Source organism: Hymenobacter aerophilus DSM 13606 (assembly GCF_000382225.1).
Classification (GTDB): domain Bacteria; phylum Bacteroidota; class Bacteroidia; order Cytophagales; family Hymenobacteraceae; genus Hymenobacter; species Hymenobacter aerophilus.
In genome coordinates, this window is sequence record NZ_KB907801.1 from 45,763 (window position 1) to 72,084 (window position 26,322).

At 65.5% G+C, this 26,322-nt stretch carries 22 protein-coding genes; 3 read left to right on the forward strand and 19 right to left on the reverse strand.

What is annotated here, in order from left to right; genetic code table 11:
• Positions 1 to 72 precede the first annotated feature (72 nt).
• Entirely contained in the window at positions 73 to 1,164 is a 1,092-nt protein-coding gene (locus H145_RS0101770) for a chorismate mutase (RefSeq protein ID WP_019946415.1), read from the forward strand.
• A 54-nt stretch (positions 1,165 to 1,218) separates the two neighbouring features.
• Here the strand turns inward: H145_RS0101770 and H145_RS0101775 are convergent, their stop codons facing one another.
• Positions 1,219 to 2,394 carry a tetratricopeptide repeat protein gene (locus H145_RS0101775; RefSeq protein WP_026351191.1) on the reverse strand — a complete coding sequence of 392 codons (1,176 nt, stop codon included), beginning with the start codon at positions 2,392 to 2,394 and terminating at the stop codon, positions 1,219 to 1,221.
• A gap of 158 nt (positions 2,395 to 2,552) precedes the next feature.
• Here H145_RS0101775 and H145_RS0101780 point away from each other — a divergent pair, with 158 nt between their 5' ends.
• Positions 2,553 to 3,926 (forward strand): lysophospholipid acyltransferase family protein, encoded by a 1,374-nt coding sequence (locus H145_RS0101780; protein WP_019946416.1) that lies wholly within the window; start codon positions 2,553 to 2,555, stop codon positions 3,924 to 3,926.
• A 238-nt stretch (positions 3,927 to 4,164) separates the two neighbouring features.
• Here the strand turns inward: H145_RS0101780 and H145_RS0101785 are convergent, their stop codons facing one another.
• The 4 genes from H145_RS0101785 to H145_RS0101800 form a co-directional block, all read right to left on the reverse strand.
• Positions 4,165 to 4,455, reverse strand: a complete 291-nt coding sequence (locus H145_RS0101785; protein ID WP_019946417.1) for a hypothetical protein — start codon at positions 4,453 to 4,455, stop codon at positions 4,165 to 4,167.
• Between the two features lie 205 nt (positions 4,456 to 4,660).
• Positions 4,661 to 4,939 (reverse strand): hypothetical protein, encoded by a 279-nt coding sequence (locus H145_RS0101790; protein WP_019946418.1) that lies wholly within the window; start codon positions 4,937 to 4,939, stop codon positions 4,661 to 4,663.
• A 132-nt stretch (positions 4,940 to 5,071) separates the two neighbouring features.
• Complete coding sequence (locus H145_RS0101795; protein WP_019946419.1) at positions 5,072 to 6,268, reverse strand: trypsin-like peptidase domain-containing protein; 1,197 nt, start codon at positions 6,266 to 6,268, stop codon at positions 5,072 to 5,074.
• 89 nt (positions 6,269 to 6,357) lie between these two features.
• Positions 6,358 to 6,939: an RNA polymerase sigma factor gene (locus H145_RS0101800; RefSeq protein ID WP_019946420.1), complete on the reverse strand. Its 582-nt coding sequence runs from the start codon at positions 6,937 to 6,939 to the stop codon at positions 6,358 to 6,360.
• A gap of 133 nt (positions 6,940 to 7,072) precedes the next feature.
• Between H145_RS0101800 and H145_RS0101805 the strand changes: the two genes are divergently transcribed.
• Positions 7,073 to 7,327, forward strand: a complete 255-nt coding sequence (locus tag H145_RS0101805) for a hypothetical protein (protein ID WP_019946421.1) — start codon at positions 7,073 to 7,075, stop codon at positions 7,325 to 7,327.
• 175 nt (positions 7,328 to 7,502) lie between these two features.
• On the opposite strand, the gene H145_RS0101810 is transcribed toward H145_RS0101805, so the two are convergent.
• The 14 genes from H145_RS0101810 to H145_RS0101875 all read right to left on the reverse strand — a co-directional run bounded on the left by H145_RS0101810 (position 7,503) and on the right by H145_RS0101875 (position 26,270).
• On the reverse strand, positions 7,503 to 9,329 hold the full coding sequence (locus H145_RS0101810; RefSeq protein ID WP_019946422.1) for a hypothetical protein: 1,827 nt from the start codon (positions 9,327 to 9,329) through the stop codon (positions 7,503 to 7,505).
• Positions 9,330 to 9,497: 168 nt separating this feature from the next.
• Positions 9,498 to 11,816, reverse strand: a complete 2,319-nt coding sequence (locus H145_RS0101815) for a hypothetical protein (protein ID WP_157540988.1) — start codon at positions 11,814 to 11,816, stop codon at positions 9,498 to 9,500.
• A complete protein-coding gene (locus H145_RS0101820; protein ID WP_019946424.1) occupies positions 11,813 to 13,396 on the reverse strand; it encodes a BatA domain-containing protein in 1,584 nt (527 codons plus the stop codon). Before H145_RS0101820 ends, H145_RS0101815 begins: the two co-directional genes overlap by 4 nt.
• Before the next feature lie 251 nt (positions 13,397 to 13,647).
• Positions 13,648 to 14,523, reverse strand: coding sequence for a DUF58 domain-containing protein (locus H145_RS0101825; protein WP_019946425.1), 876 nt, complete (start codon positions 14,521 to 14,523; stop codon positions 13,648 to 13,650).
• A gap of 168 nt (positions 14,524 to 14,691) precedes the next feature.
• Entirely contained in the window at positions 14,692 to 15,669 is a 978-nt protein-coding gene (locus tag H145_RS0101830) for an AAA family ATPase (protein ID WP_019946426.1), read from the reverse strand.
• A gap of 64 nt (positions 15,670 to 15,733) precedes the next feature.
• Complete coding sequence (locus H145_RS0101835) at positions 15,734 to 16,360, reverse strand: DUF4159 domain-containing protein (RefSeq protein WP_019946427.1); 627 nt, start codon at positions 16,358 to 16,360, stop codon at positions 15,734 to 15,736.
• Between the two features lie 92 nt (positions 16,361 to 16,452).
• Positions 16,453 to 16,869, reverse strand: coding sequence for a hypothetical protein (locus tag H145_RS19505; protein WP_019946428.1), 417 nt, complete (start codon positions 16,867 to 16,869; stop codon positions 16,453 to 16,455).
• Entirely contained in the window at positions 16,869 to 18,209 is a 1,341-nt protein-coding gene (locus H145_RS19510) for a phosphatase PAP2/dual specificity phosphatase family protein (protein WP_019946429.1), read from the reverse strand. The genes H145_RS19505 and H145_RS19510 overlap by 1 nt, the downstream gene beginning before the upstream one ends.
• Before the next feature lie 115 nt (positions 18,210 to 18,324).
• Positions 18,325 to 20,151 (reverse strand): bifunctional alpha/beta hydrolase/class I SAM-dependent methyltransferase, encoded by a 1,827-nt coding sequence (locus H145_RS0101850; protein ID WP_019946430.1) that lies wholly within the window; start codon positions 20,149 to 20,151, stop codon positions 18,325 to 18,327.
• Positions 20,152 to 20,294: 143 nt separating this feature from the next.
• A complete protein-coding gene (locus tag H145_RS19515) occupies positions 20,295 to 21,032 on the reverse strand; it encodes a lysophospholipid acyltransferase family protein (protein ID WP_019946431.1) in 738 nt (245 codons plus the stop codon).
• A 163-nt stretch (positions 21,033 to 21,195) separates the two neighbouring features.
• Entirely contained in the window at positions 21,196 to 22,128 is a 933-nt protein-coding gene (locus tag H145_RS0101860) for a phosphatidate cytidylyltransferase (RefSeq protein WP_019946432.1), read from the reverse strand.
• 159 nt (positions 22,129 to 22,287) lie between these two features.
• On the reverse strand, positions 22,288 to 22,884 hold the full coding sequence (locus H145_RS0101865) for a CDP-alcohol phosphatidyltransferase family protein (protein ID WP_019946433.1): 597 nt from the start codon (positions 22,882 to 22,884) through the stop codon (positions 22,288 to 22,290).
• Positions 22,885 to 23,190: 306 nt separating this feature from the next.
• Positions 23,191 to 24,516, reverse strand: coding sequence for a TldD/PmbA family protein (locus tag H145_RS0101870; protein WP_019946434.1), 1,326 nt, complete (start codon positions 24,514 to 24,516; stop codon positions 23,191 to 23,193).
• A 104-nt stretch (positions 24,517 to 24,620) separates the two neighbouring features.
• On the reverse strand, positions 24,621 to 26,270 hold the full coding sequence (locus H145_RS0101875; RefSeq protein ID WP_026351193.1) for a TldD/PmbA family protein: 1,650 nt from the start codon (positions 26,268 to 26,270) through the stop codon (positions 24,621 to 24,623).
• Positions 26,271 to 26,322: the final 52 nt, after the last annotated feature.

Below are 26,322 nucleotides of genomic sequence, written 5' to 3' on the forward strand. Positions count from 1 at the left end.
GCCGATGGTAGTACAGGGCGGGCGGCCATGCGCTATCTTGCCCGCCGCTACCGTTTCCGTATTCGCCCCGCAATGCCCCACGCTTCCACCGCCGCCCAGGCCGCCGTTACCACGCAGTTTCCCGGCAAAAAACCGCTGATTATTTCCGGGCCCTGCTCGGCCGAAACCGAACCGCAGCTGCTCGAAACCTGCACCCAGCTGGCCGCCACCGGCCGGGTCGATATGCTGCGGGCCGGCATCTGGAAGCCGCGCACCAAGCCGGGCATGTTCGAGGGTATCGGCAAAACGGGGCTGCCCTGGCTGCGGCAGGCCCGCCAGCTCACGGGCCTGCCCACCACCGTGGAAGTGGCCACGCCCCAGCACGTGGAAGACGCCCTGGCCTACGACGTGGACGTGCTCTGGATTGGCGCCCGCACCACGGTCAACCCGTTTTCGGTGCAGGCGCTGGCCGATGCGCTTCGGGGCGTGAAGGTGCCGGTGTTCGTAAAGAACCCGGTGCACCCCGACCTGGAACTGTGGCTAGGTGCGGTAGAGCGGCTGGCGCAGGCCGGCGTGGCCGATATCGGGCTGATTCATCGGGGGTTTGCCAGCTACGGCAACACCGAGTACCGCAACGCGCCCATGTGGCATCTGCCCATCGAGATGAAGCGCCGCCTGCCCGGCATGCCGCTCATCTGCGACCCCAGCCACATCTGTGGCAACCGCACCGGCCTGGCCGCCGTGGCCCAGCAGTCCATCGACCTCGACTTTGATGGCCTGATGCTCGAATCGCACATCGACCCCGACAATGCCTGGTCCGACGCCAAACAGCAGGTGACACCCCAGCGGCTGGCCGAGCTGCTCGACTCGCTGACCTGGCGCCAGCACACCTCCACCGAGCAGGCATTTTTAGACAAGCTGGCTCAGCTACGCACCCAAATCGACCAGCTCGACGACGAGATTCTGCACCTGCTGGGCCGCCGCATGCAGGTATCGGAAAGCATCGGCCGCTACAAAAAGGAAAACAACATCACCATTCTGCAGGCCCAGCGCTGGAACGAAATCCTGGAGCGCGCCCTGCGCAAGGGCGACCAGCTGGGCCTCACCGCCGACTTCATCCGCCGCTACTTCGACGCCGTGCACCTCGAATCCATCAACCGCCAAAACAGCGTGATGAACAAGTGAGATGGTGAGGTGGTGAAATGGTGAGTTTGCTGTTTGGGGCCCCGACCGGCTGGCTCATGGCTTTTTGATTTCCGGCGGCTGGGGTTTCTTCTGCTGACTGGCTTTGGTCTTGGGCACGGGACTCTTGCCGGAACTACTCTTCTTGCTCTTAGCTGCGGGCGCTGGCTTTTCAGGCGCGGCCGGTTTGGCCGGGGCTGAACTGGCCGGCGCAGGTGTTTCTGGAACCGCCGCGGGTTGCTTCTCCACTACTTCGGCCTCAGGAGCAGCCGCGTCAGATTCATCGGCCGCATCAGCAGCGGCTGGCGGACCCTCGGTGGGCGGGGCGGTCTGGGTGGTGTCGGCGGCGGCTGGTGGGGCCGGTGGGGCTGGTTCGGCGGGTGCTTCGCCGCTGGTTTGCCGGATGCGGGCCTCGATTTCCTTCAGCAGAAAGCCCGCGTCGTCTTTGCGCCGGCTGTCGGTGAAATACTGCTGGGCGAGGCGGGCCTGCTCGCGGGCTTTTTCCAGCTGCCGCAGTTCCAGCAGCACAAAAGCCAGATTCAGGTGGGCCGTGGGGTTGCGCGGGCGCAGCTCCAGCGAGCGTTCGAAGGGCGCCAGACTCGACTCGAACTTGCCCAGCCGCTGGTAGGCGTAACCCAGCGCGAAGTAGGACAGATAATCGCCCTGACCGTGGGCGTGGGCCTCCTGGTACTCGGTAATGGTGCGCAGGAATACCTCGTCTTCGCCCAGCTTTTCCTCGGCGCAGTCGCACTGCTGCACAGTGTAGTAGTAGTCGCCGAGGGCGCGGGCGAGGCGGTAGTTGCTGGGGTAGGCGCGCTGCAGCCGCTCCAGCACCTGCCGCACGGCAAAACGGTAACGCAGGCTGTCGGGCGAGGGCAGCAGGCGCAGGCTGTCGGGGGCCAGGTCGAGCAGTTTCAGGTCGCGAAAGGCAAAGCGCCGGAGCTGGTCGGTGGCGGTGTAGTAGCGCAGGGCCAGATCGGCCTTTTCGATAACCACGGCCGGGTCGAGGTTGCGCGGGTCGAGCTTGGTCAGCAGCCGCCAGGCGCTGTCGTAGCGGCGCTCCAGCACCAGCTGCCGGGCCTGCCGCAGCGTGGCGGCCGGGGTAGCGGGGGCAGCTGGCTCGGCGGTATCGAGCGTATCGGCGCCAGCCGCCGTTTGGGCCCGGGCGGCGGCCGGGCACAGCAGGCCGCCGGCAGTCAGCAGCAAAAGCAAAAGCAGCAGCGGGCGGTTCATGGGGTGTAAAGATGCGCAGGCCCGGCGCAAACTCCTGTGCGGGGCGTCCGAAAAGTCAGAATCCGGCGAATTGTGGTTTGGCCGCCGGCGCCGGCCGTGGCAACTAGCTGCCGGAGCCGACGGCCGGTTTCTGCCAAAAATCTGCTTTTCTTGTAGCCATGCTTTTCTACACCGTCATGAAGCCCCTGGTGCAGGTGGCGTTGCGCGTTTTCTTCCGGCGGCTCGAAGTGCGCCACCGCGAGCGGCTGCACGGCACCGGGCCGCTGCTCATCGCCAGCAACCACCCCAACACGCTCATGGACCCGCTGGTAGCGGCCGTCAACCGCCGCCAGCCCATTGCGTTTCTGGCCAAAAGCACGTTTTTTCAGAACCCGATTCTGCGCGCCATCATGGAGTCGGGCAACTCCATCCCCATCTACCGCCGCCAGGACCTGGAAACCGGCGCCGAAACGCTCACGCCCGCCCAGCTCGAAGCCCAGAACGAAAAGGCTTTCGGGCGCTGCTACGACTACTTCGACCGGGGCGGCACCATCATGATTTTCCCCGAGGGCACCAGCGTGTCGGAGCGGCGGCTACGGCCCCTCAAAACCGGCGCCGCCCGCATTGCCCTCGGCGCCGAGGCCCGCCGCAACTTCGGGCTGGGCCTGCGCATTCTGCCGCTGGGCATCAACTACTTCGACCCCCAGCGCTTCCGTTCCGATGTATTTGTGAACCCGGCCGAGCCGATTGTGGTAGCCGATTACGCCGCGCAGTACCGCCAGAACCCCGAAGCCGCCGCCGAGGCCCTCACCGAAGAAATCCGCCGCCGCCTGGAGCGCCACCTCATCATTACCGAGTCGGATGAGGAAGACGAGCTGATAACGCAGGTCGAGCGCACCTTCGGCCAGCACCTGATTCAGGACGACGAGGAAACGCTCTATGACAACTTCCAGCTCAGCCGCACGCTGCTCAAGGCCCGCCGCTACTTTGCCGAGCACGAGCCGGCGCGCCTCGCCGAGCTGCGCCAGCGCCTGCACGCCTACCTGCAGCAGCTGGCCGAAATGAACCTGACCGACGACGCCCTGGCGGCCCGCGGCCCCAGCAGCACCCGAAATCGGCGGGCCCTCACAGCCTCGGCGCGCCTGCTGCTGGGCCTGCCCGTGTACCTCTACGGACTGATTAACAACTACCTGCCCTACATTATTCCGTCGTGGGTGGCGCGGCGGGCCACCAGCGAGGCCGAGTTTGTGGCCCCCATTATGCTGACGGTGGGCATGATTACGTTCACCGGCTTCTACCTGGGCCAGACGGCGCTGGTGCACCACTTCACCCAGGACTGGCGCTGGACGCTGCTGTATTTGCTGAGTTTGCCGCTGACGGGGTTTTATGCGCTGGGCTACGCCGGCACGGTGCATGAGCGGCGGCGGCGCCTGCGGGCCCTGCGTCTGTTCGGCAGCCAGCGCCCCGCCATGGAGGGCCTGCTACGTCAGCGCGCCACGTTGCTACGGCTCCTGCGCGAGGCCCGCGAGACCTATCTGGCCCTGAACCGCTAAGCCACTAGCCGGCGCCACTTAGCGCTAGCCAACCCAAGTTGCGAACTAGAGCTAGGGCTAGTTCCCCTCCTTGGAAAGGAGGGGCTAGGGGTGGTTGAGAGCGTTGAACCACTGCTAGAACCCAACGCGGGCAACCGTTTTGGCAGCTTCAACCACCCCTAGCCCCTCCTTTCCAAGGAGGGGAACTAGTCCTAGCTCTAGCTCACAACTTGGGTTAGCTACTTGGCTCTATCTGATGCTACAGCAGGCCGGCGTCGGTTTTCTTGGCCGGCTCCTCGCGCAGCAACTCGTTGTGCAGCATCGCCTCGGCGAATGGCGTCAGCTTTTTACGCTTGTTTGCGCGCCGCTGCTGCCAGGTAAGTTTGGTGGCTGCCTGCTTCGGGGCGGCCTGGGCGCTGCGGGCCGGCTGGCTGCGGGCCGGCGCAGGGGCAGCGTTGGTAACAGACCGGGCCGGGGCCTGCTGAGCGTGGGCCGGGGCCGCCAGCGCAGTAGCGCCAGCTAGTAGCAGAAACGACACAAAGATTTTCATGGCAGAAGGAAGTAGGGTAGGTGCCGGCGGGAGGACGCCGGAATAACTGTAGGCCGGAAGCAAGTATTTATATTCCGTATACAATTATATGGATAATATTTTGTTGGTAAAAGTATATTTATTCAAGTGAGATACAAAAAAGCCCCTTCCGCACAGGAAGAGGCTTTGAGCCGGCAGCAGCCGGAAAAGAAGCTAAGCGCCGCGGCTACTTATTGTCGCCGCTATTGTCGTCGTTGTGGTCTTCGATGGCCTCAGCGGTTTTCGACACGGCAATTACGGCTACGCTGGCCAGTACGGCAATGCCCACAATAATCTGTACGGGCGTGAAGCGCTGCGAAATCTTGCGCAGCAGCGTGCTGCTGTGCTTTACCATGTCCTCGAAATGCTCCTGCTCGCCACGGAATACGTGGAAACCGCTTTGCAGCGCATTAATGATGTCTTCGGGGACGATTTTCTCGATGTCGGTGGAGAGTTGGTCGCTCATAGTAAAAGGACGGAATCAGCTGAAAAAAAGGTCGGAGGCGGCCCGGGCGGGACGCCTCCGAATCTGTACGCACCGCGGCCGATTTTGATACCTGCTTCGGCAAAGAAAACGCTACGGTCGGGCTTGAACCGGCTATTCGTACACTTTCACTACGAACACGTAGTCCTGGAGCTTGCGGATTTGCTGGGGGCGGGTGGTGCCGCCGAACTGGTTGTAGCGCGGCAGGTTGTAGGGCCGGCCGGCGCCGGCGGCGCTCAGCGAGTCAACCAGCCGCATCAAATACGACGATTTGGTGGCGAAGGCGGCGCTCTGCACGTCCATCTGCCGGCCGCTCACCACGCCAATCAGGTTGCCCCGGTCGTCGAGCAGCGGGCCGCCCGAGTTGCCGGGGTTCACCGGAATGCTCACCTGGTAGAAGCCCGTGTCGCCCTCAAAACCCGAGCGGGCACTCAGCGAGCCATCGTTGAACACGAGGTCTTCGCGCGGGTAGCCCAGCGTGTACACCTTCTCGCCCAGCTCCGACTGGCCCCGCTTGAAGGCGTAGGGCAGGCGGCCGAAGCCGGTAAAGTCCTTGTCGGTAATCTGCAGAATGGCCAGGTCGTGGGCGATGTCGGTGAACACCGGCTCGGCGCGGAAACGCTGGCGGGCGCGGTTTTCAATCAGCAGCGAATCGGCCCCCTGGATAACGTGGTAGCTGGTTACGAGGTAGCCGTCGGCCGTCAGGGCGAAGCCCGTGCCGCTGAATTTGCCGGGATTTACGCGCTCGGTGGGCGCGGCGGCGTCAATCTGGGTGATGGCGCGGTTCATGCTGCGCTGGTCGCGCTTGATGCGCTCCACTTCGCGGCGCAGCATGGTATAGCCGTAGCGCGAGGAGGTGGTTTGCTGCGAGGTGCGGTACATTTCCAGGCCCAGCAGCGTGGTGAACACGGCCAGCACGGCCACGGCGGCGGCCACCATCATGGTGGCGCGGTGGCCCTGCCAGAAGGCGCGCAGCTTCTGCTCGGTGCGCGAAATGCGCAGCGTCGGCCGCGGGGCCTGGCCGGTGGCAAACTGCTCGCCCCGCTCGTCCTGCTCGGCCACTTTGGCCAGATCGAGGCGAGGCGTCTGCTCGCTCACCATATCGGAGTGGATGGCGGCCAGGCGCTGGCGCAGCGCCTGGCGCCGCCCGTAGGCCGTGAGCGTGCCGGTCAGTTCCTCGAACTCCTGCAGGCGCTGGGCCAGGGCGGGGTCGGCGGCGAGGCGGTGTTCCAGGGCCGTCCGTTCCGCATCGGCCAGTCCGCCGGCGCGGTAGGCATCAAATAAGGCGTAGTAGTCGGCTTCGGTTTTCATTTTTTCAGAGCTTAGTGGCTAGGGCTTTGTGCCTGGCTTTTAGCACTTTGGAAATCCTTTCCTGAGCACTAACAGCCAGGCACTAAGCACTAAGCCGATTCCTGGTACTGATTGAAAAAGAGCTTTTTCAGGCGTACCAGGCACTTATATTTCTGGTTTTTGGCGTTGTCGGCGTTGGTGTAGCCGAACTCGTCGGTGAGTTGCTGCATCGACTTGTCGAGCAGGTAAAAACCTTCGAGCAACGAACGGCACGGTTCGCCCACCAGGTCGAGCGCCTGGGCCATAGTGCCCAGCTGCCGTTCCTTTTCCTCGGCCCGCTCCAGGTCGGCCTCGGCGCCGGTTTCGAGGAAGGGCTCGTGGTCGTCGAGGCGGCCGCTGAAGCGGGTTTTCTCGGCGAGCCGCTTGAGCCACAGGCGGCGGCACACGGCGTAGAGGTAGGTTTTGATCTGGCAGTTGAGCTCCAGCGAGCCTTCCCGAACCTTCTCATAAAATACCATCACGCCTTCCTGATACACATCCTTGGCTTCGTCGTCGGTGCCGCTGTTTTGCAGCACGTAGTGCGAAATCATGGGGAAGTGCAGCCGGTAGAGCTGTGCCAGCGCCCGGTCGTCGTCGCGGCGGATGGCCGCCACGAACTCCTCATCGGTGTAGGAAGGTTGTCCCTTGCCCATTCGCTTTGTGTCTTAATACGTGAAGCGGGGTTGGGTAACCCACCGAAAATTTATTTTCCGGCGGTGGGTTACCCTTGGCTGATTTACGGATGAACCACGTTTTTCAGACCATCATTTCCAACCAACCCCCAACATGAAAAATTTCCTGAAAGCTTCGGCCCTGGTTGCCGTTTTCGCCGCTACCCTCACTTCGTGCGAGCAGAAGGCTGCTGAAACGACCACCGCCACCGAAACTACCACCATGGACGCCACCACGACGCCAATGGACACGACGGTAGTAACGACCGAAGGCGAGCCCATGACCACTCCGGCCACCACCGAAACGGCTCCCGCTACCACCACGGAGGCTACTTCGACCACCACTACCACCACGCAGGAAGTGAAGTAGTAACTGCCGGCCTGGCCGGTTTACTATTGGCAGCCCGGGTTCCGCTAAGGCGGTGCCCGGGCTGCTTTTTTACGCCCAACTGGGCCGTAAGATAGACCCCAGCCGCAGGAAATACGGCGCCCGCCACGCCACTGGCTGACTGTCAGGCTGGTAAGGCGGGCTTCGGCGGAGCCGGCTACAGCTTTTCTTCGAGCCACAGCAGCCCCGCGCCCGCTACAAACAGCAGGTAGCCCCACCAGCGCGGCCAGGTGTCGCGGCCGGCTCCGGCTGGTGCGTCCGGCTTTAGTGCAGCTGCCGCAACCGTAGCCGGGCCAGCCGCCGCAGCCGCCGAAACCCGGGCCGCGGCCAGCTGCCATTCCGGCTGTTCGGGGCCGCGCCACTGCTCTGGGTTGTACACATAGAACCACCGATGCCCCGCGCCTACGCGGGCCTCGTGCCATCCCGCGGCCGAGGGCCAGTAGGTGGCGGTGCTCCACTCGGGCACCTGCGCGTCAGGGCGCAAGGCGGCAGATACCGTTGCGCCATTGGAGCCGGTAAGGGTGAGCGGGCCGGCCGTAGCGCCCGTTACGCGCAGCTCCAGCGGGGCGTTGGGTTGCGGCCAGTGGCTGAGTGGAGCGATGCTGAGCGCGGCGGGCCGGGGTGGGCGGGCGGCCCCGAGCAGGCGGCTCCAGTAGGCTCCATACACCGCCGGCTGCCCGCGCAGCTGCCACGGAAAAGTTTCAGTAACGGTGCTCACCACCACGGCGCCCAGCCCCAGGCGCCGCGCCGCGGCCACCAACTGCTGGTCGGGGCCAAGGCTGATGAGCGGGCGCAGGGCAGGGGTGGTACGCAACGTGGCCGGCACCAGCGCCGTGGCTTCGGCCGGGGCCCCGGGCCAGCGCAGGGGTTGCGCCGTGGCCGCCGCGGCGGCCGACCGCGCCTGCACTCCAAAGGCCGCGCCACCCGGCAACTGCCGCGGCAGCGGAGCCGCATCGGCCAACAGCAGCAGGCCGGCAGTGCCGTTGGCTACGGCCGTGCGCAAAGCCGCCGTTTCGGCCCCGCTGAAGCTGGAGAGCGTGGCCGCGTCGGTCAGCACTACATCGAAGCGGGCCAGCAGGGCGGGTGTGAGGCTGCCCAAAGCGGGTGGGTTGGGCAGGTTGAGAAATTCGGTCTGGGTAAGGCCCCGGCTCAGACCCGTGCGCAGGGCCACCGCGTACTGGCGACCGGCCAGGTAGTCTTTCAGAAACCGCAGCTCAAACGACGGGGCGGCAGACAGTAGCAGCACCCGGAGCGGCTCGGGCATGAGCACCTCTACCGGCACGGGCTCGCGCGCCAGCGGCCGGCCGTTGCCGCGGGCTTCCAGCGCATACACCGCCCGGCCCGCCGCCCGCGGCGTAAAGCGCAGCCGGAAAGGGCCCGTGCCCCGCGGCAGTTGCACCGAGTCGCGTACGGCGCCGGCCGCGTGCAGCCGCAGCCACACCGGCCCGGTTTCGGGTCCCGTAAACGCGCCGCTTACGGTCCAGACTTCACCCAACACCGGCTGGGCCTCCCAGGCAGCCTCCCGGAAACCGGCCAACGCTGCGTCGGCGTGAACTTCCAGCGCGATGCCCGCCAGCGCGGGTACATCGGCGGGCGGCAGGCCCTGGCCCAGCACGTGCAGGCGGCGCAACCCCGGCAGCCGGGCCCGAATGGCGCTAGTGTTGCGGAAAGTGGGCGTGTCGGAAGTGGCGGTGGTTTTGGTGGTTTTGGTGGGGGCAAAGCGCCACAGGGGCGTGCCCGGTTCCAGGCGGGCCAGCAGCGCCGCCAGCGTGTCGGGGGAGTAGCCGGGCGTGAGCAGTACGGCCGTCGTAGCGCCCGGCGCCGCAGCCGGCCCCGGCCGCGTGGGCGGCAGGGCGGCCAGCGTCAGGCCGGCTACGGCCAATAGGCCCGCCGCTACGCGCAGCCCCCGCCGTCGCGGGTCGGGCCGGCGCAGGGCCAGCACCGTAAGCAGCGCGGCCAGCAGCAGGGGGAGCAGGTAAAGCACGATGGGAGGAATGTGGGTAATGCGCGGAATGTGGAAAATTTGCAGCGTGTGCCTGGGTTGTGGGATGGGCTAACGGCGACGCCGGAGTTTGCCTGGAAAGTCAGCGCCAGGCGTGCCTTCAATAGCGTCAGTTGCTCGTCTTATTGCTCATCGCTTGAATCTCACTTCTTAGTTATTCAGCAGGTTGAAATAGCGGCGGGTGAGCTGGCTGCTGGGGGCGGGCCTGGCGGTGGGGGCGGGCGCCGGCACGGGTAGCAGGTCGGAGAGGGCGCGCTCCAGCGGTAGTAAACCGGCCTTATCCACCGGCCGGCCGGCCCGCAAAGCGGCCGTTGCTTCGCGCAGGTTGCGGAGCGCTGCCAGGTAGCGTCCGGGCTTCTGCAGGGCGGCCCGCGAAAGTTCGGGGCCCGCCTGTTCCAGCGCGGCTGCGGCCCCGGCGGGGGGCCTGGCTGAGCTTCGCAGCTGCCGTACGGTGGCCAAAGCGGCCCGCAGGGTGGGCTGGTGCGGGGGCGCATCGAGCTGGCGCTGGCGGCGCGGGGCGGCGGCCCCGGCCAGGTCGCCGGTGAGGCGGGTGGTGGCCTCGGGCATGGGCGGCGGCGTGAAACCGGCCTTTTTCACGTAGGCCCGGGTTTGTTGCTGTACCTCCTTCAGCAGCCGCAAAGCGCGGTACTCGAACGGTAGCGCCTCGCGCAGCCGTCCGGTGCGTAGCCGCAGCTCCGATTCCCACATCTGAGCCAGCACGGCCTGCAGCTTGGCCTTCACGGCGGGCTCCAGAAAATCGGCCGTTTCCGAGTCGTCGTGGCGGTGCATGTAGGGTTCCATCAGCTCGGCCGTGCGCGCCTCGGCGGCCGACTGGCCCTTGGGCGCGGGCAGGCCGTGGCTGTGGTCGTGGCCGTCGTTTTCGTGGTGCTCCTCGGCAGCAGCGGCCGCCGGTTCGGGGGTGGTGTGGTCCTCGGCTACCACCGAGCCCATGCCGGGCGGGTCGGCGGGCCTGGTCGCCTCGTCGTGCTCATCGGGGCGGGTGGCGCCGCCGATGCTCTCGTCGGTTTCCTCGCCCAGAAACTTGCCGTAGCGCATGCGCAGCAGCTTCTGATCAACACCGATGGCGTTAGCGCGCTCCTGCACCGTGGCGGCGGGCAGGCGGCTTTGCTCGGCCAGCAGCTTTTCGGTGTCGATGATAATCTGGCGCTGGCTGCGGAAGTAGGCGGGCGCCGTGCTCACGCCCAGCGAGGCATCGAGGGCGCTGGTCTGCACCGTGGTGTCTTCCCACTGCACCAGGTATGTGTCGGAGCGGGTGAGCTGCCGGCGGTTGTCCCAGGCCTGCAGGTAGAAGTACACTTCGTCGCCGTAGCTCAGTCCCAGGGCCCGCAGGTTGAGCACCGGGCGCAGCGTGGCGGTGGCGGGCTGGTTGCCCAGGCCGGTGCTCAGCTCGGTTACCACTTCCCGGAACTTCACGGCCTCGCCCTGACCCTGGGCCACGGTGGCCACCAGCCGGGCCCGACTCAGGCCGTAGTCGTCCGTTAGCCGAGCCTCGATGGCTACCCGCGGCGGCTGTCCGAACTCCACCAGCGTGTAGGCTTTGGGGTGAATGAGGCGAATAACCGGTGCCTGGTCGGGCACTACTTCAATCGAATAATCATCGGAAACCTGCCCGCCCAGCCGCAGCCGGTACAGAGTTGAGGCCAACAGCACTTCGTCGCGTTCAAAAGCCAGCGAATCGCCCGGCACCGGCCGCAGCGGCAGCTTGCGGGCACCCAGCTCCAGCACTGGCGCCGTTTTCGAGGGCCGGCTCAGTTGCACCTGCCAGCGCACCCGGCTGCCGGCCGGGCAACGGAACGAGGCGGCTTCGGGCACAAATGCGGCCTGGCGGGTGTAGGCCGGCGGCTGCACCCGCAGCCGGGTTTCCACGATGCGCGGGGCGGTGGCCGGCTGAACCGGCGTTTCCTGCTGGAAGTGCAGCGCCACGGGCGCACCAGCCGCAGCCGGCGCAATAGCGGCGCCGGGCCGCTGCCACCACGCCAGCGCCACCAGCAGCAACAGCGCCCCCGCACCGCCTAAAGCCGGCCGAAAGCCTACGGGAAGCAGCGGCCCGGCCACGGCCAGTTCCGGCAGCCGCTGCTGCAGCCGTTGCTGTTGCAGGTGCTCTAGCAGGTTGAGCTCATCGGCAGGGCGTAGCAGCAGGGCAGTGCTGTCTTCGAGGCTGGGGTGCTGCTGGTTGAGGTGGCGAGCGGTGGCCGCCAGCGGCTCGTGCCAGATGCTCCAGAGCGCCCAACTCACCAGCATCAGCAGTGCCAACATTGCGCCCGCCACAAGGTAGCACGCACCTGGCCAAGCGGTGGCCACCGTCAGCAACAGCGCGCCAGCGGCCAGCGCCGGCAGCAGCAGGGCCAGGGTGCGGCGGCGGGCCCGACTGCGGCCGGCGGCCAGCACCAGCCCAGCCGGGGCAGCCGCTGCAATAGCAGCAGGAGTAGAGGCAACGGCGGGGCTCATACGGGCTGGCGTTGGGCGGTGAAAGATTCGACAGCGGCCGTAGCGCGCACCGCACGGTTGCGGCGGGCCGCCAGCAGCCGCTCCAACAGAAACAGCAGGCCGGCCGCCAGCACCAGCCAGGGAGCCAGCTCCCGTCGCGGGGTCATTGGTTCAATGCCCTCCACTGGTGCCGCAATTGGCCCGCGCAGTTGGCTCAAAGCCAGCTGGCGCGAATCGGGCTGGAAGGCGAGCGGGGCCGGGGGCAGCAGCAGCGGCAACAGCAGCGCGGGCAGCTCCGGGTTGTCGGCCAGGGTGCTCCAGGCGGCATCGAGGCGGGTGTGCAGGCGGTAACGGCCGGGGGGCTGCCAGCTCAGCAGCGGCCGGCCCGCGGCGGTAGCCCACACGGGTACGGCGGCCAATTGGCGGACTGTGTCGAGGCGGACAATGGCGCTGGTTTCGGTGCTGGCGACGGGTTGGAATTCGGTGGCGAAAGGCTTGGCGCCCGCGTCGGCTTCCTGCCAGATGCGCACCGATGCGTCATCGGCCCAGCGGGCGGGCAGCGGGGCGTCGCGCAGCCAGAACAGCCAGTCGAGCGAGTCGGCCGGTGCTGGCTCGGTGGTAGAAACGGCCAGCCGGGGCCGTAGCGGCAGGGCCGGCGCCACGGCCCGCAGCGCGGCCGCCAGCACCCGGGCCGAGGCGGCGTGGGCGGCATCGTGGCTCAGGTGCCAGCGCGGCGCCCGGCGCAGCAGCGGCACGGTGCGGCGGCGGCCGTTTTCGGCTACCAGCAGCTCATTTTGGTTTATCAGCCTGATTTCAGCCCCGCCCCAATTACCCTCAACCGGTTGGCCGCCTGCCGGCCGCCGCACGCGCACTTGCTGGTAAGCCACGGCCGACTCTGAGCCGTTGGCCAGCAGCACCACCAGGCTGTCGGGGTGGGGCTGCCAGGCGGCCACGAGCCAGCGGCTCGAATCGGGCGGAGGCAGCGGCAGCCAGCGCACAGTGGCCGGCAGCGCCGGGCGGGTGCCCCGGAAACTGGCCACGCTCAGGGGCGCGACTACTACCAAAGGCCGGCCGGGCAGCGAGTCGGTGGCCAGCTGTACCGTGTTCCAGAGGTTGGGCGCGGCCGCCAAAACGGTATCGATTACGAGGCGGGACGAGGCCTGCCCGGTGGTGTCGCCGAGGCCCAGCGCCGACCAGGGCCGGACTGGACTAACGGGCCGAAAATCGGCGAGCTGGCGCAGCTCGTAGCCGCGCCGCCGCAGCGAATCGAGCAGGGGGCGCACCGGGGTTATGGCTTCGGCCGTCACGCCGGGAGCCAATAGCACCTGCCCGCGGGCGGGCGGCACGGGCAGCAGCTGCAGCGGCTCGGCCACGGCCAGCGCCAGCAGCCCCAGCACAGCCGCGCGTAGCAGAAACAACAGCAGTTGTTCGGGCTTGAGGCTGCGCAGGCGCTGGTTGGCGGCCGCTTGCAGCCACCGCACGCTGCCCACCCGCACCACCCGGCCCGGCCGGCGGTTCCAGAGGTAAATGGCCAGCGGCACAACCAGCCCCAGCAGGGCCAGCCAACCAGCGGCGGCGTGGGTGAAAAAAATTGGCGGCACGGAGGGAGCTACAAGCAGTCAGCGGCAAGCTACAAGCTTTGGGCTGTTGATTTACGGATTATCAATATGCTGAAAATGCGGGAATACAGACACGAATCGGAGGAGGTAGTTGCGGCAGCCCGAACGGTGTAGAGACGCCTAGTTGCGTCTCGTCGTTGAACGATGCTTTTGCGCCACCGCTGCAGCCGTTCAATAGCTACTCACCGACTGTTCAACGGCCCCGTTCAACGCCGAGACGCAACTATGCATCTCTACAGCCCCCGGGCGCGGCGACGCAGAAACTCGCGCAGCGCATCGGTAAACGGGTCGGCGGTGCTCAGCAGCTGGTAGTCGAAGCCGAGGGTGCGGGCGCGGCGGGCAGTGGCCTGCAGCCAGGGTTGCAGTTGCTGCTGCCAGACCTGGCGCTGCTGGCCGGCATCGAGCTGCAGCTGCTGGCCGGTTTCGAGGTCCTCAAACGTCACGGCCCCGCGAAACGTGAATTCCAGCTCGTTGCGGGCCATCAGGTGCAGCACCAGCACCTCGCCCGCGGCGGCCCGCAGCCGCGTCAGTAGCTGCTCGACTTCGCCGTTTTCCTCGTACCAATCGGTTACGCAAATAGTGAGGGCGGGCTGGCGGCGGGCGGTGAGGGGCGCGAGGGTGGCGGTGTCAGGAAATTGGCCGGCGGCGTCGGCCGTTTCGAGGGCGTGGTAGAGGCGGGGCAGCTGGCGGGCGTCGGCGCGGGGCGGCAGGTGGCGCAGGCCGCCGGGGTGCAGCACCGTAAGGGCCACGGCGTCGCCCTGCTGGGTGGCCACGTAGGCCAGCGCGGCGCACAGCAGGCGGCCGTATTCGAGCTTGCTCAGGCCATTATCGTCGCGGTGGTTCATGCTGGCCGTAGCGTCGAGCACTAGGTGCACCGTCAGGCTGGTGTCCACCTCCGATTCGCGCAAATAGTAGCGGTCGGAGCGGGCGGCGAGGCGCCAGTCGAGGCGGCGCAGGTCGTCGCCGGGCTGGTAGGGACGGTACTGGCTGAACTCCATGCCCGCGCCCTTGCGCCGGCTCAGGTGGGCGCCGTGCAGCAGCCCTTCGGCCGCCTGGCGGGCGGCCAGCGGCAGATTGTGCAGGGCGTGCAGGTGTTCGGGCGTCAGCATTTCGCTTGGTTTTTGGTTTTCGGCCGAACGTCATTCAAAGCGCAGCGAAGAATCTCGCATGCTGAGGTTGCAATGGCAATCCTGCTATTAGGAATACTCTGGCACGCGAGATTCTTCGCTGCGCTCTGAATGACGTTCGGCCGAAAATCAACTCGCTAAAAACAAAAATTATTGAGTTACTACCTGTAACAGCGCCGCTACCGCATCATCCGTGGTCAAGCCTTCAGCTTCAGCGTTGAAATTGAGCAGCACCCGGTGGCGCAGCACGGCCGGGGCCAGGGCCCGCACATCTTCCGAAGTAGCCGCGAAACGACCTTGCAGCAGCGCCCGCGCCTTGGCGCACAGAATCAGGGCCTGGCCGGCGCGCGGGCCGGCGCCCCAGCGGCCGTAATCCTGAATAAACTTCACCTGCGAGGTGGCCGGCCGGGTGGCCCGCACCAGCCGGTTCACCTGCTGTACCAGTTCCTCACTGATGCTCACCTGCCGGGTCAGCAGTTGCAGCTGGCGCACATCGTCGCCGCTGAGGATGGGCTGCACTTCGGGGCGGGCGGTGCCGGTGGTGCCGGTCAGCACGGCCAACTCCTCCTGTTCGGTGGGGTAGCCGATGCGCACGTAGAGCAGGAACCGGTCGAGCTGGGCCTCGGGCAGCGGGTAGGTGCCGCTTTGCTCAATCGGGTTCTGGGTGGCCAGCAGAAAGAACGGCTTGGGCAGCGCGTGCTCCTGGCCGGCGTACGTGACGTGGCCCTCCTGCATGGCCTCCAGCAGCGCGGCCTGGGTTTTGGGCGGCGTGCGGTTGATTTCGTCGGCCAAAACCAGACTGGCGAAAATGGGGCCGGGGTTGAACTTGAACGAGCGGTGCCCGGTGCCGTGGTCCTCTTCCAAAATCTCGGTGCCCAGAATGTCGGTCGGCATCAGGTCGGGCGTGAACTGGATGCGGCGGAAGGGCAGGTCGGTGGCCTGGGCCAGCGTGCGCACGAGCAGGGTTTTGGCCAGCCCCGGCACGCCTTCGAGCAGCGCGTGGCCGCCGGCCAGCAGGGCCACCAGCACTTCTTCCAGCACCTGCTGCTGGCCCACAATCACCTTCCCAATTTCCTGTTTCAGCAGCGGGATTTTGGCCAGCAGGCGCGTTACGTCTTGTTCGGTCATGGAGAAAGGAGGGAAGCGTAAAGTCTGAAGTGGCATAGGCGCAGGCATCGGGTTGGCTCCGTCGTCAGGCCGTAAGAGCGTAAAGGATGATGTTGACGCCGAACTTGGTGTTGTCTTCGGCCAGGAAGCGCTTGTTGCGGAAGTCGTAGTCCCACTCGCAGCCGTAGTCTTTGTTGGAGTAGAGCACCCGCAAACGGCCACCAATTTCGATGCCTTTGAGGTAGTCGTGCACCAGGTCGTCGCCCCAGCCGTTGAGCTCGAAGCCGGTATTGGGCGGGCCCTCCGGAAACTGGAAAAACTGCGAGTACACAGGGTGCGACTGGGGGAGCTTCTTCAGCGCCCCGGCTCCGAAGCACACCCGCATCTGCTCCTCAAAGGAGCGCGCAAACAGCCCGTCGATGTCGTGGTTGCAGTCATCGACGAACACGAATCCGCCGCCGCGCACGTACTGCTCGAAGTTCTTCTTCTCGGCGGCCGAAAACTGCACCAGCCGGTGGCCCGAGAGGTAGCAGAACGGGTAGCGAAACAGCTCTTCCGAATCCAAAGCCACCACTTTCTCCTTGGGCGCCACCGGCACCTTGGTGTACTGCACCAGTGAGTGGAGCAGGTTGGCCGGCATGCGCTCATCCACCGCATCCCAGTCGCCCGACTGGTACTTGAGGCGCACGAAGGTGAAGGCGGCAGCGGGCATGAGGGCAGGTTGGGAAGGCAATAATACGGGCCGTGAAGCAAGGAAACGCCCCCACCGCCGAAGTTGCATCCATATCCGGCTTTCCGGCTGGTTTATCTGCCGAAAATCAGCAGTGCCCCTACGGCCAGCAACTGCGCCCCTACAACCACCGCCTGCCGCCGCACCAGCTGCCGGGCCCCGTACCAGCGGCTTTCCGGTGGGCGCGATGGTGGCGTAGGGCGACCCCGAAACTCAGCCAGCGCCGCGTCAAATTCGGCCGTAGCTTCGGGCTGCTCGTGCAACAGGGCGAAGAACTCGGCATCGAGGGCCACGCGCCACGCGTAGTACTTGGCCAGCGCGGCCAGCAGCAAGGCGCCGACCAGCCCGACCACCACGCCTGATTCCAGCGGCAGCAATGTTCGCCCCAAAGTGGCCAGCAGCAACACCGACGAGGCCCCATCGAACACCCGGCCGGCCCGCAAAAACCCCTGGGTTACGCGGTAGATCATGGCGTTTTGGGTCTCAGGCATCAGCTTAGGGTGGGTTGAGATTCGACAGCCAAAGTGGCCTGATACGCGGCCAGTACTGCCAGATGCCGCTCAGTAAGATGCACCTGGGGCCGGGCGGCCCGCAGCTGCGCTACGGCCTCGGCGGGCGTAGCGGCGCGGCCGGTAGCCAGCAGCCAGGCAGCCACTACCAGCGCGCTCCGCGAGTAGCCCAGGGCGCAATGCACCAGTACCGGCCGGTGCGGCCACAGCCGGTGCAGCGCCGCTACGGCAGCCTGCAGCTCCTCTAAAGAAGGCAGCACCAAATCCAGCAGCGGCACGCTCTGGTGGGGCCGGGCGCGGGCCGTTTTGCTGAGATTGAACTCGGCTGTGAGGTCGAGAACTGAACCGTAGGTGGGTGTGGGCCAGTCGGCGCGGCCGGGGGCGCGGCCCAGCCAGAGGCCGGGCAGCACCTCGGCCGCGGGCGCCTGCCGGCGCGTGAACAGGCGCGAGGAAATCCAGGCGCTCAGCCGGTAAGGGGCCAGCAACAGCCGGGCCGCGAAGCTCTGACGGCCATCGAGCTTCTGAAACACCGAGGCGCCCAGCCCAGCGTAGGCCAACCCCACAAGCAGCAGCGCCCCGGCCGGCCACAGCAGCAGCCAGCCCCAGCCGCCCAGGGCCGTAGCCGCGGCCAGCAGCACCGCCGCGCCCAGCCCGTAGCCAGCGGCCAGCCGGCGGCGCCAGGGCCGGTCGGCAGGCGCGCGTACCGGCTGCCAGGCCCGCGGGGCATCCGGAAAAAGATACAGGCAGCAAACGCCCACCGCTGCGCCGGCTACGCCATCAATAAAATGATGCTGGAAGGTGGTGTAAACTGACAACGCAATCAACCCGAACCACACCGCCAGCAGCCCCCGCAACAGGCCCCGCGAGTGGCGCCAGTACACCAGCCCCACCAGCAGCGCCAGACTCACGTGCAATGAGGGCGCCTGGTTGTAAGGCTTATCGAACCCCGCCAGCACCTCAAACAGCCAGCCATTGAGCCCTGCCACGGCCGGCCGTACGAAGCTGAACTGCAGCGGAAACAGCAGAAACCCCAGCACCGACAGCGCGCTGGCACTCAGCAGGCGCCGGGCGTGGGCGTCCAATTCGGCCCGGCTGGCACACAGGAAAAGCGAGCCGGCATACAATGCATCGAGCGACATATACGGCACGATAGTCCAGGCCCAGAACGGAATGCGGTGCTCCCAGCCGAACACCAGTGAACCAACGTGGCCCAGCTGACCCGTCCACCAGTTGGCCAGGCCGTAGGAGAGGAAGAAGAACGGCCCCAGCAGCAACAGCCACCCCAGCGCCCGCGGCCAGGGGCGGTTTCGGAAGAAGTGCATAAAGGGTGTCTGAACGGTTTTGCGCAGAGGGTTTCGCAGAGGTACGCAGTGAACTTTCTCCGCGTACCTCTGCGAAACCCTCTGCGCTCCTCTGCGGAAAAGATATTGGGTCCTGTTACTCTGCCGAAACCGCTGCTTCCGCAGCTTCAGCAGGCACTGCTGCTGCTTCACCTACCCGCCGGGCGATGGACACCGTGAAGATGCCCCACTGGTCGGTCAGTTGGTCGAGCTTCTCGAAGCCGGCCTGGGCTACCAACTCGTCCATTTCGGCCTGCACGCGGCGGCGCATCACCCAGGCGCCGTTGTCGCGGTGGCTGGTAAGCGAGCGGGCAATCATTTCGAGCTGGGGGTGCCAGGGCTGATTGGTGTAGAGCAGGTAACCGCCCGGTGCCACGGCCCCGGCCAGCCCGGCCAGCGACCGGCGCACCAAGTCGTTATCGGCGAACAGCTCGTAGAGGCCCGACACGATAGCCAGGGTTGGGCGGGGCTGCAAAGCGGCCAAATCAGCCGCGTCGAAGGCGTCGCCCTCCTCAAACCGGGCAACGCTGGCCAGGCCCTGCTCGGCAATCAGGCGGCGGCCGTCGGCTACGTTGGCGGGGCTGTAGTCGCGCAGCAGGATTTGCTCAACCTGGCCGGGGTGCCGGGCGGCGGCGGCCAGCGCGTAGCGGCCGTGGCCGGCGGCAATATCGAGCAGGCGCACCGGCTGGCCCGAGTCGCGCAGCAGGGCTATGGCCCGGCCGATGAGCTGCTCCAGATGAATGCGGCGGATGCGGATGCCGCGCCAGCCGATGCTGTCGAGAAACACGCCGTCCACGATCCGGCCGATGGGTGTGAGGCCCTGGCGGCGGTTCTGGTACACGTAATCGAGGGTGCTGCCCGAGTCGAAGCCGGTGGCCAGCCCGTTTTTGATGCCTTTGGAAAACCGGCCGCCCACCTTAATCCAGAACCGTCCCAGGGCCCAGTACAGCCGGGCCAGGGCCGAGCCGGCGGGCTGGCTCAGCTGGTCGAATTCGGCTTTGGTGAAGCCCTGCCGGTGAGCATCGAGCAGGGTCAGGGGCCGGGCCGGGGCCTCGGCGAAAACCCGCTCGATGAACTTGCGAGCCAGCGCAATAGGCTTGGCGCGGCCCAGCTCGCCCAGCGTGTCGTGGCGAAAGCCGGGGAAGCGGTGGATTTCCTTGATGGGGCTGCTCAGGTTGCCAAAAAAGCGGTCCTGGGGTTCCTCGTACACCACCTGGTCGTCGCCCGAAATCAGGATTTGGGCGGGCACGTGGATGGCGGCGGCATCGGCCACCACGCGCTGGCCGGCGTCGGCCACATCGAGCAGGATGTTGGCCGCAATGGGCCGGGTAATCAGCGAATCAGCTTCGTAGGTGGCCAGGCGGGCGGGGTCCTGGGTGAGCTGGGTGGGCTTCACGTACGACTTCACGAAGTAGTTACCGCGCACCGCGTACAGCAGCCGCAGCCCCGCCAGCGCCCCCGGCACAATGAGGTTGATGCTAAAGGCCGGGGCCGCCAGCACCATGCCGCGCAGCCGGGGCGCGTAGTCGTGCACCCAGGTGGCCAGCGTCACGGCCCCGAAGCTCTGCCCCACGGCTACGATATTCTCCAGCGCAATGCCGTGGGTCTGGCCGATGTGGCGCATGAACTCGTCCACGTCTTTCACCAGCACGCCGTAGTTTTCGGCCGCCCCCCGCTCGCCATCCGACAGGCCCAGGCCGCGCGCATCCCAGGCAAAAAAATCGAAGCCCGGCAGGCCAAACTCGTCGGCCAGATGGGCCATGCGCCCGCCGTGCTCGTGCCCTCGATGGAACAGCACCACGGCCCGGCGCGGACCATCAGCCGGCTCGGTGGCCGGCCAGTGCCGGTAGAACAGGTCAGCGTTATCAAACGACGAAAAACGGCGCTCCTCGCAGGGGCGGGCGGTGGCGTAGGTGGGCTGCATGGCTATCAGGGCTTAGGAGTTAGGAACTTAGGGATTAGGGAAAGAGGTAGTCATGCTGAGTGAAGCGGAGCGCAGTCGAAGCATCTCTACCGCTATGCTTATCCTGTCGACTGCAACGAAGCGGTGGAGATGCTTCGACAAGCTCAGCATGACACGTTTTTTGTGAATTCTTCTGATTTTTCTTCTGCTCCAGACTGGTCTTCATCTTCCTCCGCGGGTGCCGGTGGCGCTACTTTGCCGCGCAGATACTCGAAGGCGTTGCGCAGCGAAACCAGGAAATCGGCCTTATCGGGGAGTAGCGGCACGGGCTGGCCCACGGCTACTTTCACCTGGAAAGGCACCGGCACGAAACTGCCGCGGGGCAGCGCGCGGCCCAATCCGTGCATGAATACCGGCACGATGGGCACCTCGGGAAAGCGCCGGGCCAGGTGCCAGATGCCGGGCTTGAGTTCGGCCAGCTGCTCGGGCTGCCCGCGCGTGCCTTCGGGGAAGATGAGCAGAATTTGGCCGGCTTCCAGGGCCCGGTAGCACGCTGAGAGCGGGTCGGCTTCGCCCTTCTGGGCCCCGCCGCGCACAATTGGTAGGATGCCCACGAAGTTGCGGGCCAGCCACTCAAACCACTTCACTTTGCAGAAGTAGTCGGCGGCGGCGGCCGGCCGCACCCGCGGTACGCTCAGGAAGGGAAACAAGGAGAGCAGGACCATGAAATCGAGGTGGCTGTTGTGGTTGGCTACCACAATGGCCGGGCCCTGGGCGGGCAGTCGCTCGCGGTGCCGCACCCGTAACCCCAGCCCCAGCAGCACCAGCGGGTAGGCCACGAACAGCATAAACAGCCACCGCAACACCGCTTGACCAGCTTTCAGGAGGGGAGTGGTGGGCATTTGGTTGAGGAGCTAGGGGACTGGGAATGAGAAGCCAAGTACAGTCTGTCATTCTGAGCGCAGCGAAGAATCTCGCGTGCAATGGTAACCTTACTGTGAGGATATACTTCAGCACGCGAGATTCTTCGCTGCGCTCAGAATGACAAATGGTGGCCTGAGTCCTTCAATAATAGAAGTAATAGATGAAGTGGAAGAACAGCGGGGCAGTGTAAGTAAGGGAGTCGAGCCGGTCGAGGGCGCCGCCGTGGCCGGGCAGCAGGCGGCCGGAGTCCTTCACGCCGATGTCGCGCTTGATGGCCGATATCACCACGTCGCCGGTGAAGCCGCAGAGGCTGATGAGCAGGCCCGCCAGCACCGCGTCGCGCGCGCTGAACGGCGTAAGCCAGGGCGCCAGCAGCCAGGCCAGCAGCGTGGTAGTGAGGATGCCGCCGAGCAGGCCTTCGAGGGTTTTGTTGGGGCTCACGCGGGGCGCAATGGCGCGGCGGCCCAGCAGCTTGCCCCACAGGAATTGCGCCACGTCGTTTAGTTGGGTGAGCACGAGCAGGTAGAACACCAGTAGCTCGCCGCGCACCGGCCCGTGGGCGCCGGCGTGTTCGGGTAAGGCCAGCAAATAAGCTAGATGACTGATGCTGAAAACGGTCGTCATCAGGCCCCAGTGCAGGGTGCCGGCGGCCCGCAAAAAGCCCCGGGTTTCGCCGGCCACCACCATGCGCAGGGGTAGCAGCAGGAATACATACACCGGAATAAAGATGATGAACATGCCGTACCAGGCCATGTGCACCCACAGGTACTGCACCGGAATGGCCAGATAGGCCAGCAGCAGCGTAGGGTTGTCGGCGGGCCGCGTCGGCACCAGCGACACGAATTCCTTGAAGCCCAGATAACTCACGAAAGCCGTCAGGCCCAGCGCCACCAGCGGGTCGAAGCTCAGGGCCAGAAACAGCAGCCCCGCCAGCCACCACCACGTCTGAATCCGCAGCTTCACCGACGTGTAGCTGCGCTCCGGCTGCCGCCGAATCAGCAGCGCCGTAACGGCCGAGGCCACTACCAGCAGCGCCAGAATTCCCCCGAAAGCATACGCCAGAATGCCGTGCATATTTTAGCGGTGATGAGGTGAGGGGTGAGAAGTGAGAGGAACGTCATTCAGAGCGAAGCGAAGAATCTCGCCAGGGGCCGACAGGGTGTCGTTTCGATGTCAGCCCGCGAGATTCTTCGCTTCGCTCTGAATGACGTCCCTCCACTGACAACTGACACCTTACCCCAACGCCTTGCGGGCGCGGTTGAAGCAGGTGAGCAGCAACAGTAGCGCTAGGGCCCCGAAGAGGTAGTTGAGGAAGGGCCCGACCGGCAGCCCCAGGCCCACGGCCAGCGCCAGGGCGCCGAATACTACGGCCCGGTCGCTTTTGCCGGCGGGGCCCTCGTAGCGGCGTTCCGTGCCCACCACCTGGCCCAGCACCCCCACAAATTCGGTGAGCACCGCCAGCACCACCACCAGGCCCACCAGGGCCGCCGACGAGCCCGGCAGCAGGGCAAAGGGCGCGTACAGGGCCGCATCGGACACCACGTCGCCGGTTTCGTTGAGGATGGCGCCGATGCGGCTTTGCTGGTTGAACTCGCGGGCCAGTAGGCCGTCGATGGCGTTGAGGGCCATGCGCAGCAGCAGAAACACGGGCAGCAACCCCCAGGCCCAGCGGCTGCCGGGAGCCAGCCATAGCCAGCCGCCGTAAGCCACCGAAGCTGCCGCGGCGGCCACCGTTACGGCGTTAGCCGTAATGCCGGCGCGGTGCAGGCCCGCCAATACCGGCCGCAGCAACTGCTGGAAAAGGGGCTTGAGTTGGTAGATAGAAGGCATGGCGGAAGATAGGGAACCCAGCGCCGCTTGCACGGCTACCAGGTAGGAAGGCTGTGCAAAAGTGCTGCAACGCCAGTCTGCATACAAAGTAGAAAGGCTGTTGCGCAGACTTCTGAAACGTGGATTCAATCCGGTGAAAACGCCCTATATATTACTCAGGCTGTAAAAATCGACAACTCTATCAGACTTTACATAGATGCTTTCAGAGAGAGTAGAAAGTCCCCCTCACCCACCGAAAGCTCGAAAGCCCATCCGGCAACCTGCCAGACGGGCTTTTGAATAGCGAAATCAATTCAACCTCAGCGCTTATACCGCGTCCGAGAGGCTGGTAAACGTGAAGTCGCGAATCTTCAACGGGGGCACGAGGTTGCCACCGATGCGCACCGGGCGGCCGATGGCCTCCACGTTGTTGAGCATGATGACCGGCGACTCGTTGAAGCGGAAGTTTTTGATGGGAAACTTGATCTGACCGTTTTCGATGTAGAACGTACCGTCGCGCGTCAGGCCGGTGTAGAGCAGCGTCTGCGGGTCCACGTCGCGGATGTACCACAGGCGCGTGACCAGGATGCCTTTGGCGGTGCCTTTGATCAGGTCCTGCACGCTTTGGGTGCCACCTTCCATAATCCAGTTGCCGGGGAAAGCCGTGGCGGGCTTGCCGCTTTTCTGGCCCCAGTAGCGCGAGTAGTAGAGGTTGGAAACTTTCCCCTTGTCCACCCAGGTCATGCGCTTCACGGGCAGGCCCTCGCCATCGAACACGCCGCTGGGCACCTCGGCATTCAAGGGGTCGGAGTAGATGGTGATGCGCTCATCGAAGAGCTTGTCGCCGAGGCGGTTTCCTCCGCCCTTCTTGCTCAGAAACGAGCGGCCCTCGTCGGCTTCGCGGGCCCCGAGGCTGTACATGAGGTTGTTGAGCAGCCCTTCATCCGAAGCCAGCGCGGCAGGCTCCAGAATGACGGTGTACTTGCCGGGCTCCAGGGCCTTGGCGTTGCGCGAACCGGCCGCTTTGTCGGCCGCCAGCTGGGTCAGGTTTTTGGCGCTGAACTTACTGGCGTCGGTGTAGTCGGCCGTGGCGTAGCCCGAGCCCGTGCCGTCGGGCGTGCGCACCGTGATGCTGAAATCGACGTTGGTGCTCTGCTGGTAGGCCTCCAGGCCCTTGTTGTTGCGCAGGGCCTGAAAGTAGGCGCCGTCTTCGAGGTAGCCGGCGGCCGTCAGGTTCTTGGCCGCGCACAGCGCAATACTGTCGCCGGCCGCCTGGGCCCGGAAATCGGGCGTGATGGCGGCGGTGCTGGCGGCGTAGGCCGTGGGCGTGAGGTACTGCTGGGGCCCGAGCAGGGGCATGTACTCGGCGTCTTCGGGGGCGAGGCGGGCAATTTCCTCGGCCCGCTGCACGCAGCGGCGCAGCGTGGCATCGTCGAACTCGTTGCAGGTGGCAATGCCCGAGCGTTTGCCAAACCGCGCTTCCACGGCCAGACTCACGTTGTCGGTGGCGCCGGCCGTGCTCACCGAGTTGCGGGCGTAGCGCACGTTGCCGGTGGTGCGCCCGCTCAGGTTGGCTTGGCACTCATCAGCTTTACTGAATCCCAGCACCTTTTTCAGGATGGCCTGGGCTTCGTCTTTGGAAAGGATAGCCATGGTTTTTATTTAAGCTGTTAGCTGAGAGCTATTAGCCGTTAGCTTATCGGCAGAGCTTCCTGACAGAACAAGAATCTAACAGCCAACAGCTAATAGCTAACAGCTTAAATTTTACGGGCGGTGTTGATGACGTTCACGTTGTTGAAGCGCGTGGTGGCCGAGCCGTGGCTCACGGCCGAGCTCTGGCTGGGCTGGCCCTTGCCATCGTTGAAGAAGCCCGCCAGCCGGTAGTCCGATGCGTCGCAGGAGCCGGCGCAGGAACCCCAGAATTCCAGCGTGTTGGTCTGGTAAGCCACATCTTCGAGCATTTCCGTGATTTTGCCCTTCTCAATGGCGTAGAATACCTGGCCGCCGAACTGCGAGTTGTAGCGCTGCTGGTCGATGGAGAACGAGCCGTTGCCGGCAATGTAGATGCCCTTGTCGACACCCTTCACCAGCTCATCGACGCTCATTTTGGCGGTGCCAGGCTTGAGGCTGATGTTGGGCATGCGCTGGAACTGCACATCCTGCCACGACTGCGAGTAGCAGCAGCCGTCTGACTCCTTCTGGCCCACAATCATGGCCTGGTCGCGGATTTTCTGGTAGTCCACCAGCTTGCCCTGGTCGATGATGTTCCACTCCTTGGTTTTCACGCCTTCGTCGTCCCAGCCCACGGCGCCCAGCGAGTTGGGCTGGAGCTTGTCGGCCACAATGTTCACCTGCTTCGAGCCGTAGGGCTGGCCCTTGGCCTTCCACTCCAGCGTGGCAAACGAAGTGCCGGCGTAGTTGGCCTCGTAGCCCAGCACCCGGTCCAGCTCCGTGGGGTGGCCGACCGATTCGTGGATGGTCAGGCCCAGGTGGTGCGGGTCGAGCACGAGGTCGTACTTGCCGGGCACTACCGACTTGCAGGTGAGCTTCTGCTTGGCCTGCTTGGCGGCGCGGGCGGCGTCTTCCAGCATATCGTAGCTGTTCTTGTAGCCGATTACGTCGGAGCCCTGAGGGCCGGCTACCTTGTCGGCGGCCTTGGGCTGCAAGTACTCGTAGCCCATGCCCATCGGCGCGCTCAGGGCCGAGCGCGAGCGGAACTTGCCCGTGCCGCGGTCCACCACCGTGACGCCGAATGTGGGGAAGATGCGGTGAATATCCTGGTCGATATAGGAGCCGTCGGTGCTGGCGAAATACTTCTGCTCGTTCACGGCAAACAGCACCGAGTTCACGAACGAAGCGCCGTTACTCAGGGCGGCGGCGTTGGTGGCCAGCAGCAAATCCACCTTGTCTTTAATCGGCACCTCGAAGGTGTTGATTTTGATGGGCGCCTTCCACGAAACCTCCCCGAAACCCTTTTGCGGGGCCAGCTGCACCTGTTCTTTCTGCACCTTGCTGTTGGCCTTGGCAATCTGCACGGCCAGCTGGGCCGCTTTGGCAATGCCCGTGTCCGTCACGGTGTTGGTGGCCGCGAAGCCCCAGGTGCCGTTGGCAATGACGCGCACGCCCACCCCGAAACTCTCGGAGCTGACGATGTTCTGCACCTGCTTTTCGCGGGTGAACACGCCCTGGTTGAGGTAGCGCCCGATGCGCACGTCGGCGTACGATGCGCCCGCCGATTTAGCGGCGTTCAGCGCCACATCGGCCAGGCGCTTTTTGGCGGCCACGTCGAGGCCGGGCTCCAGCAGGCGCATGGGGTCAACCAGGTCGCCGGCAAAACCCGGAATAGCGGGCAGCCACAGGGCGCTGGCGGCCAGGCCCGTCAGGCCCACAAAATCACGTCGTTTCATAAATCACAGATGTTGCAGATGGTGCAGATGACACAGATTCGTTCAAGTACAG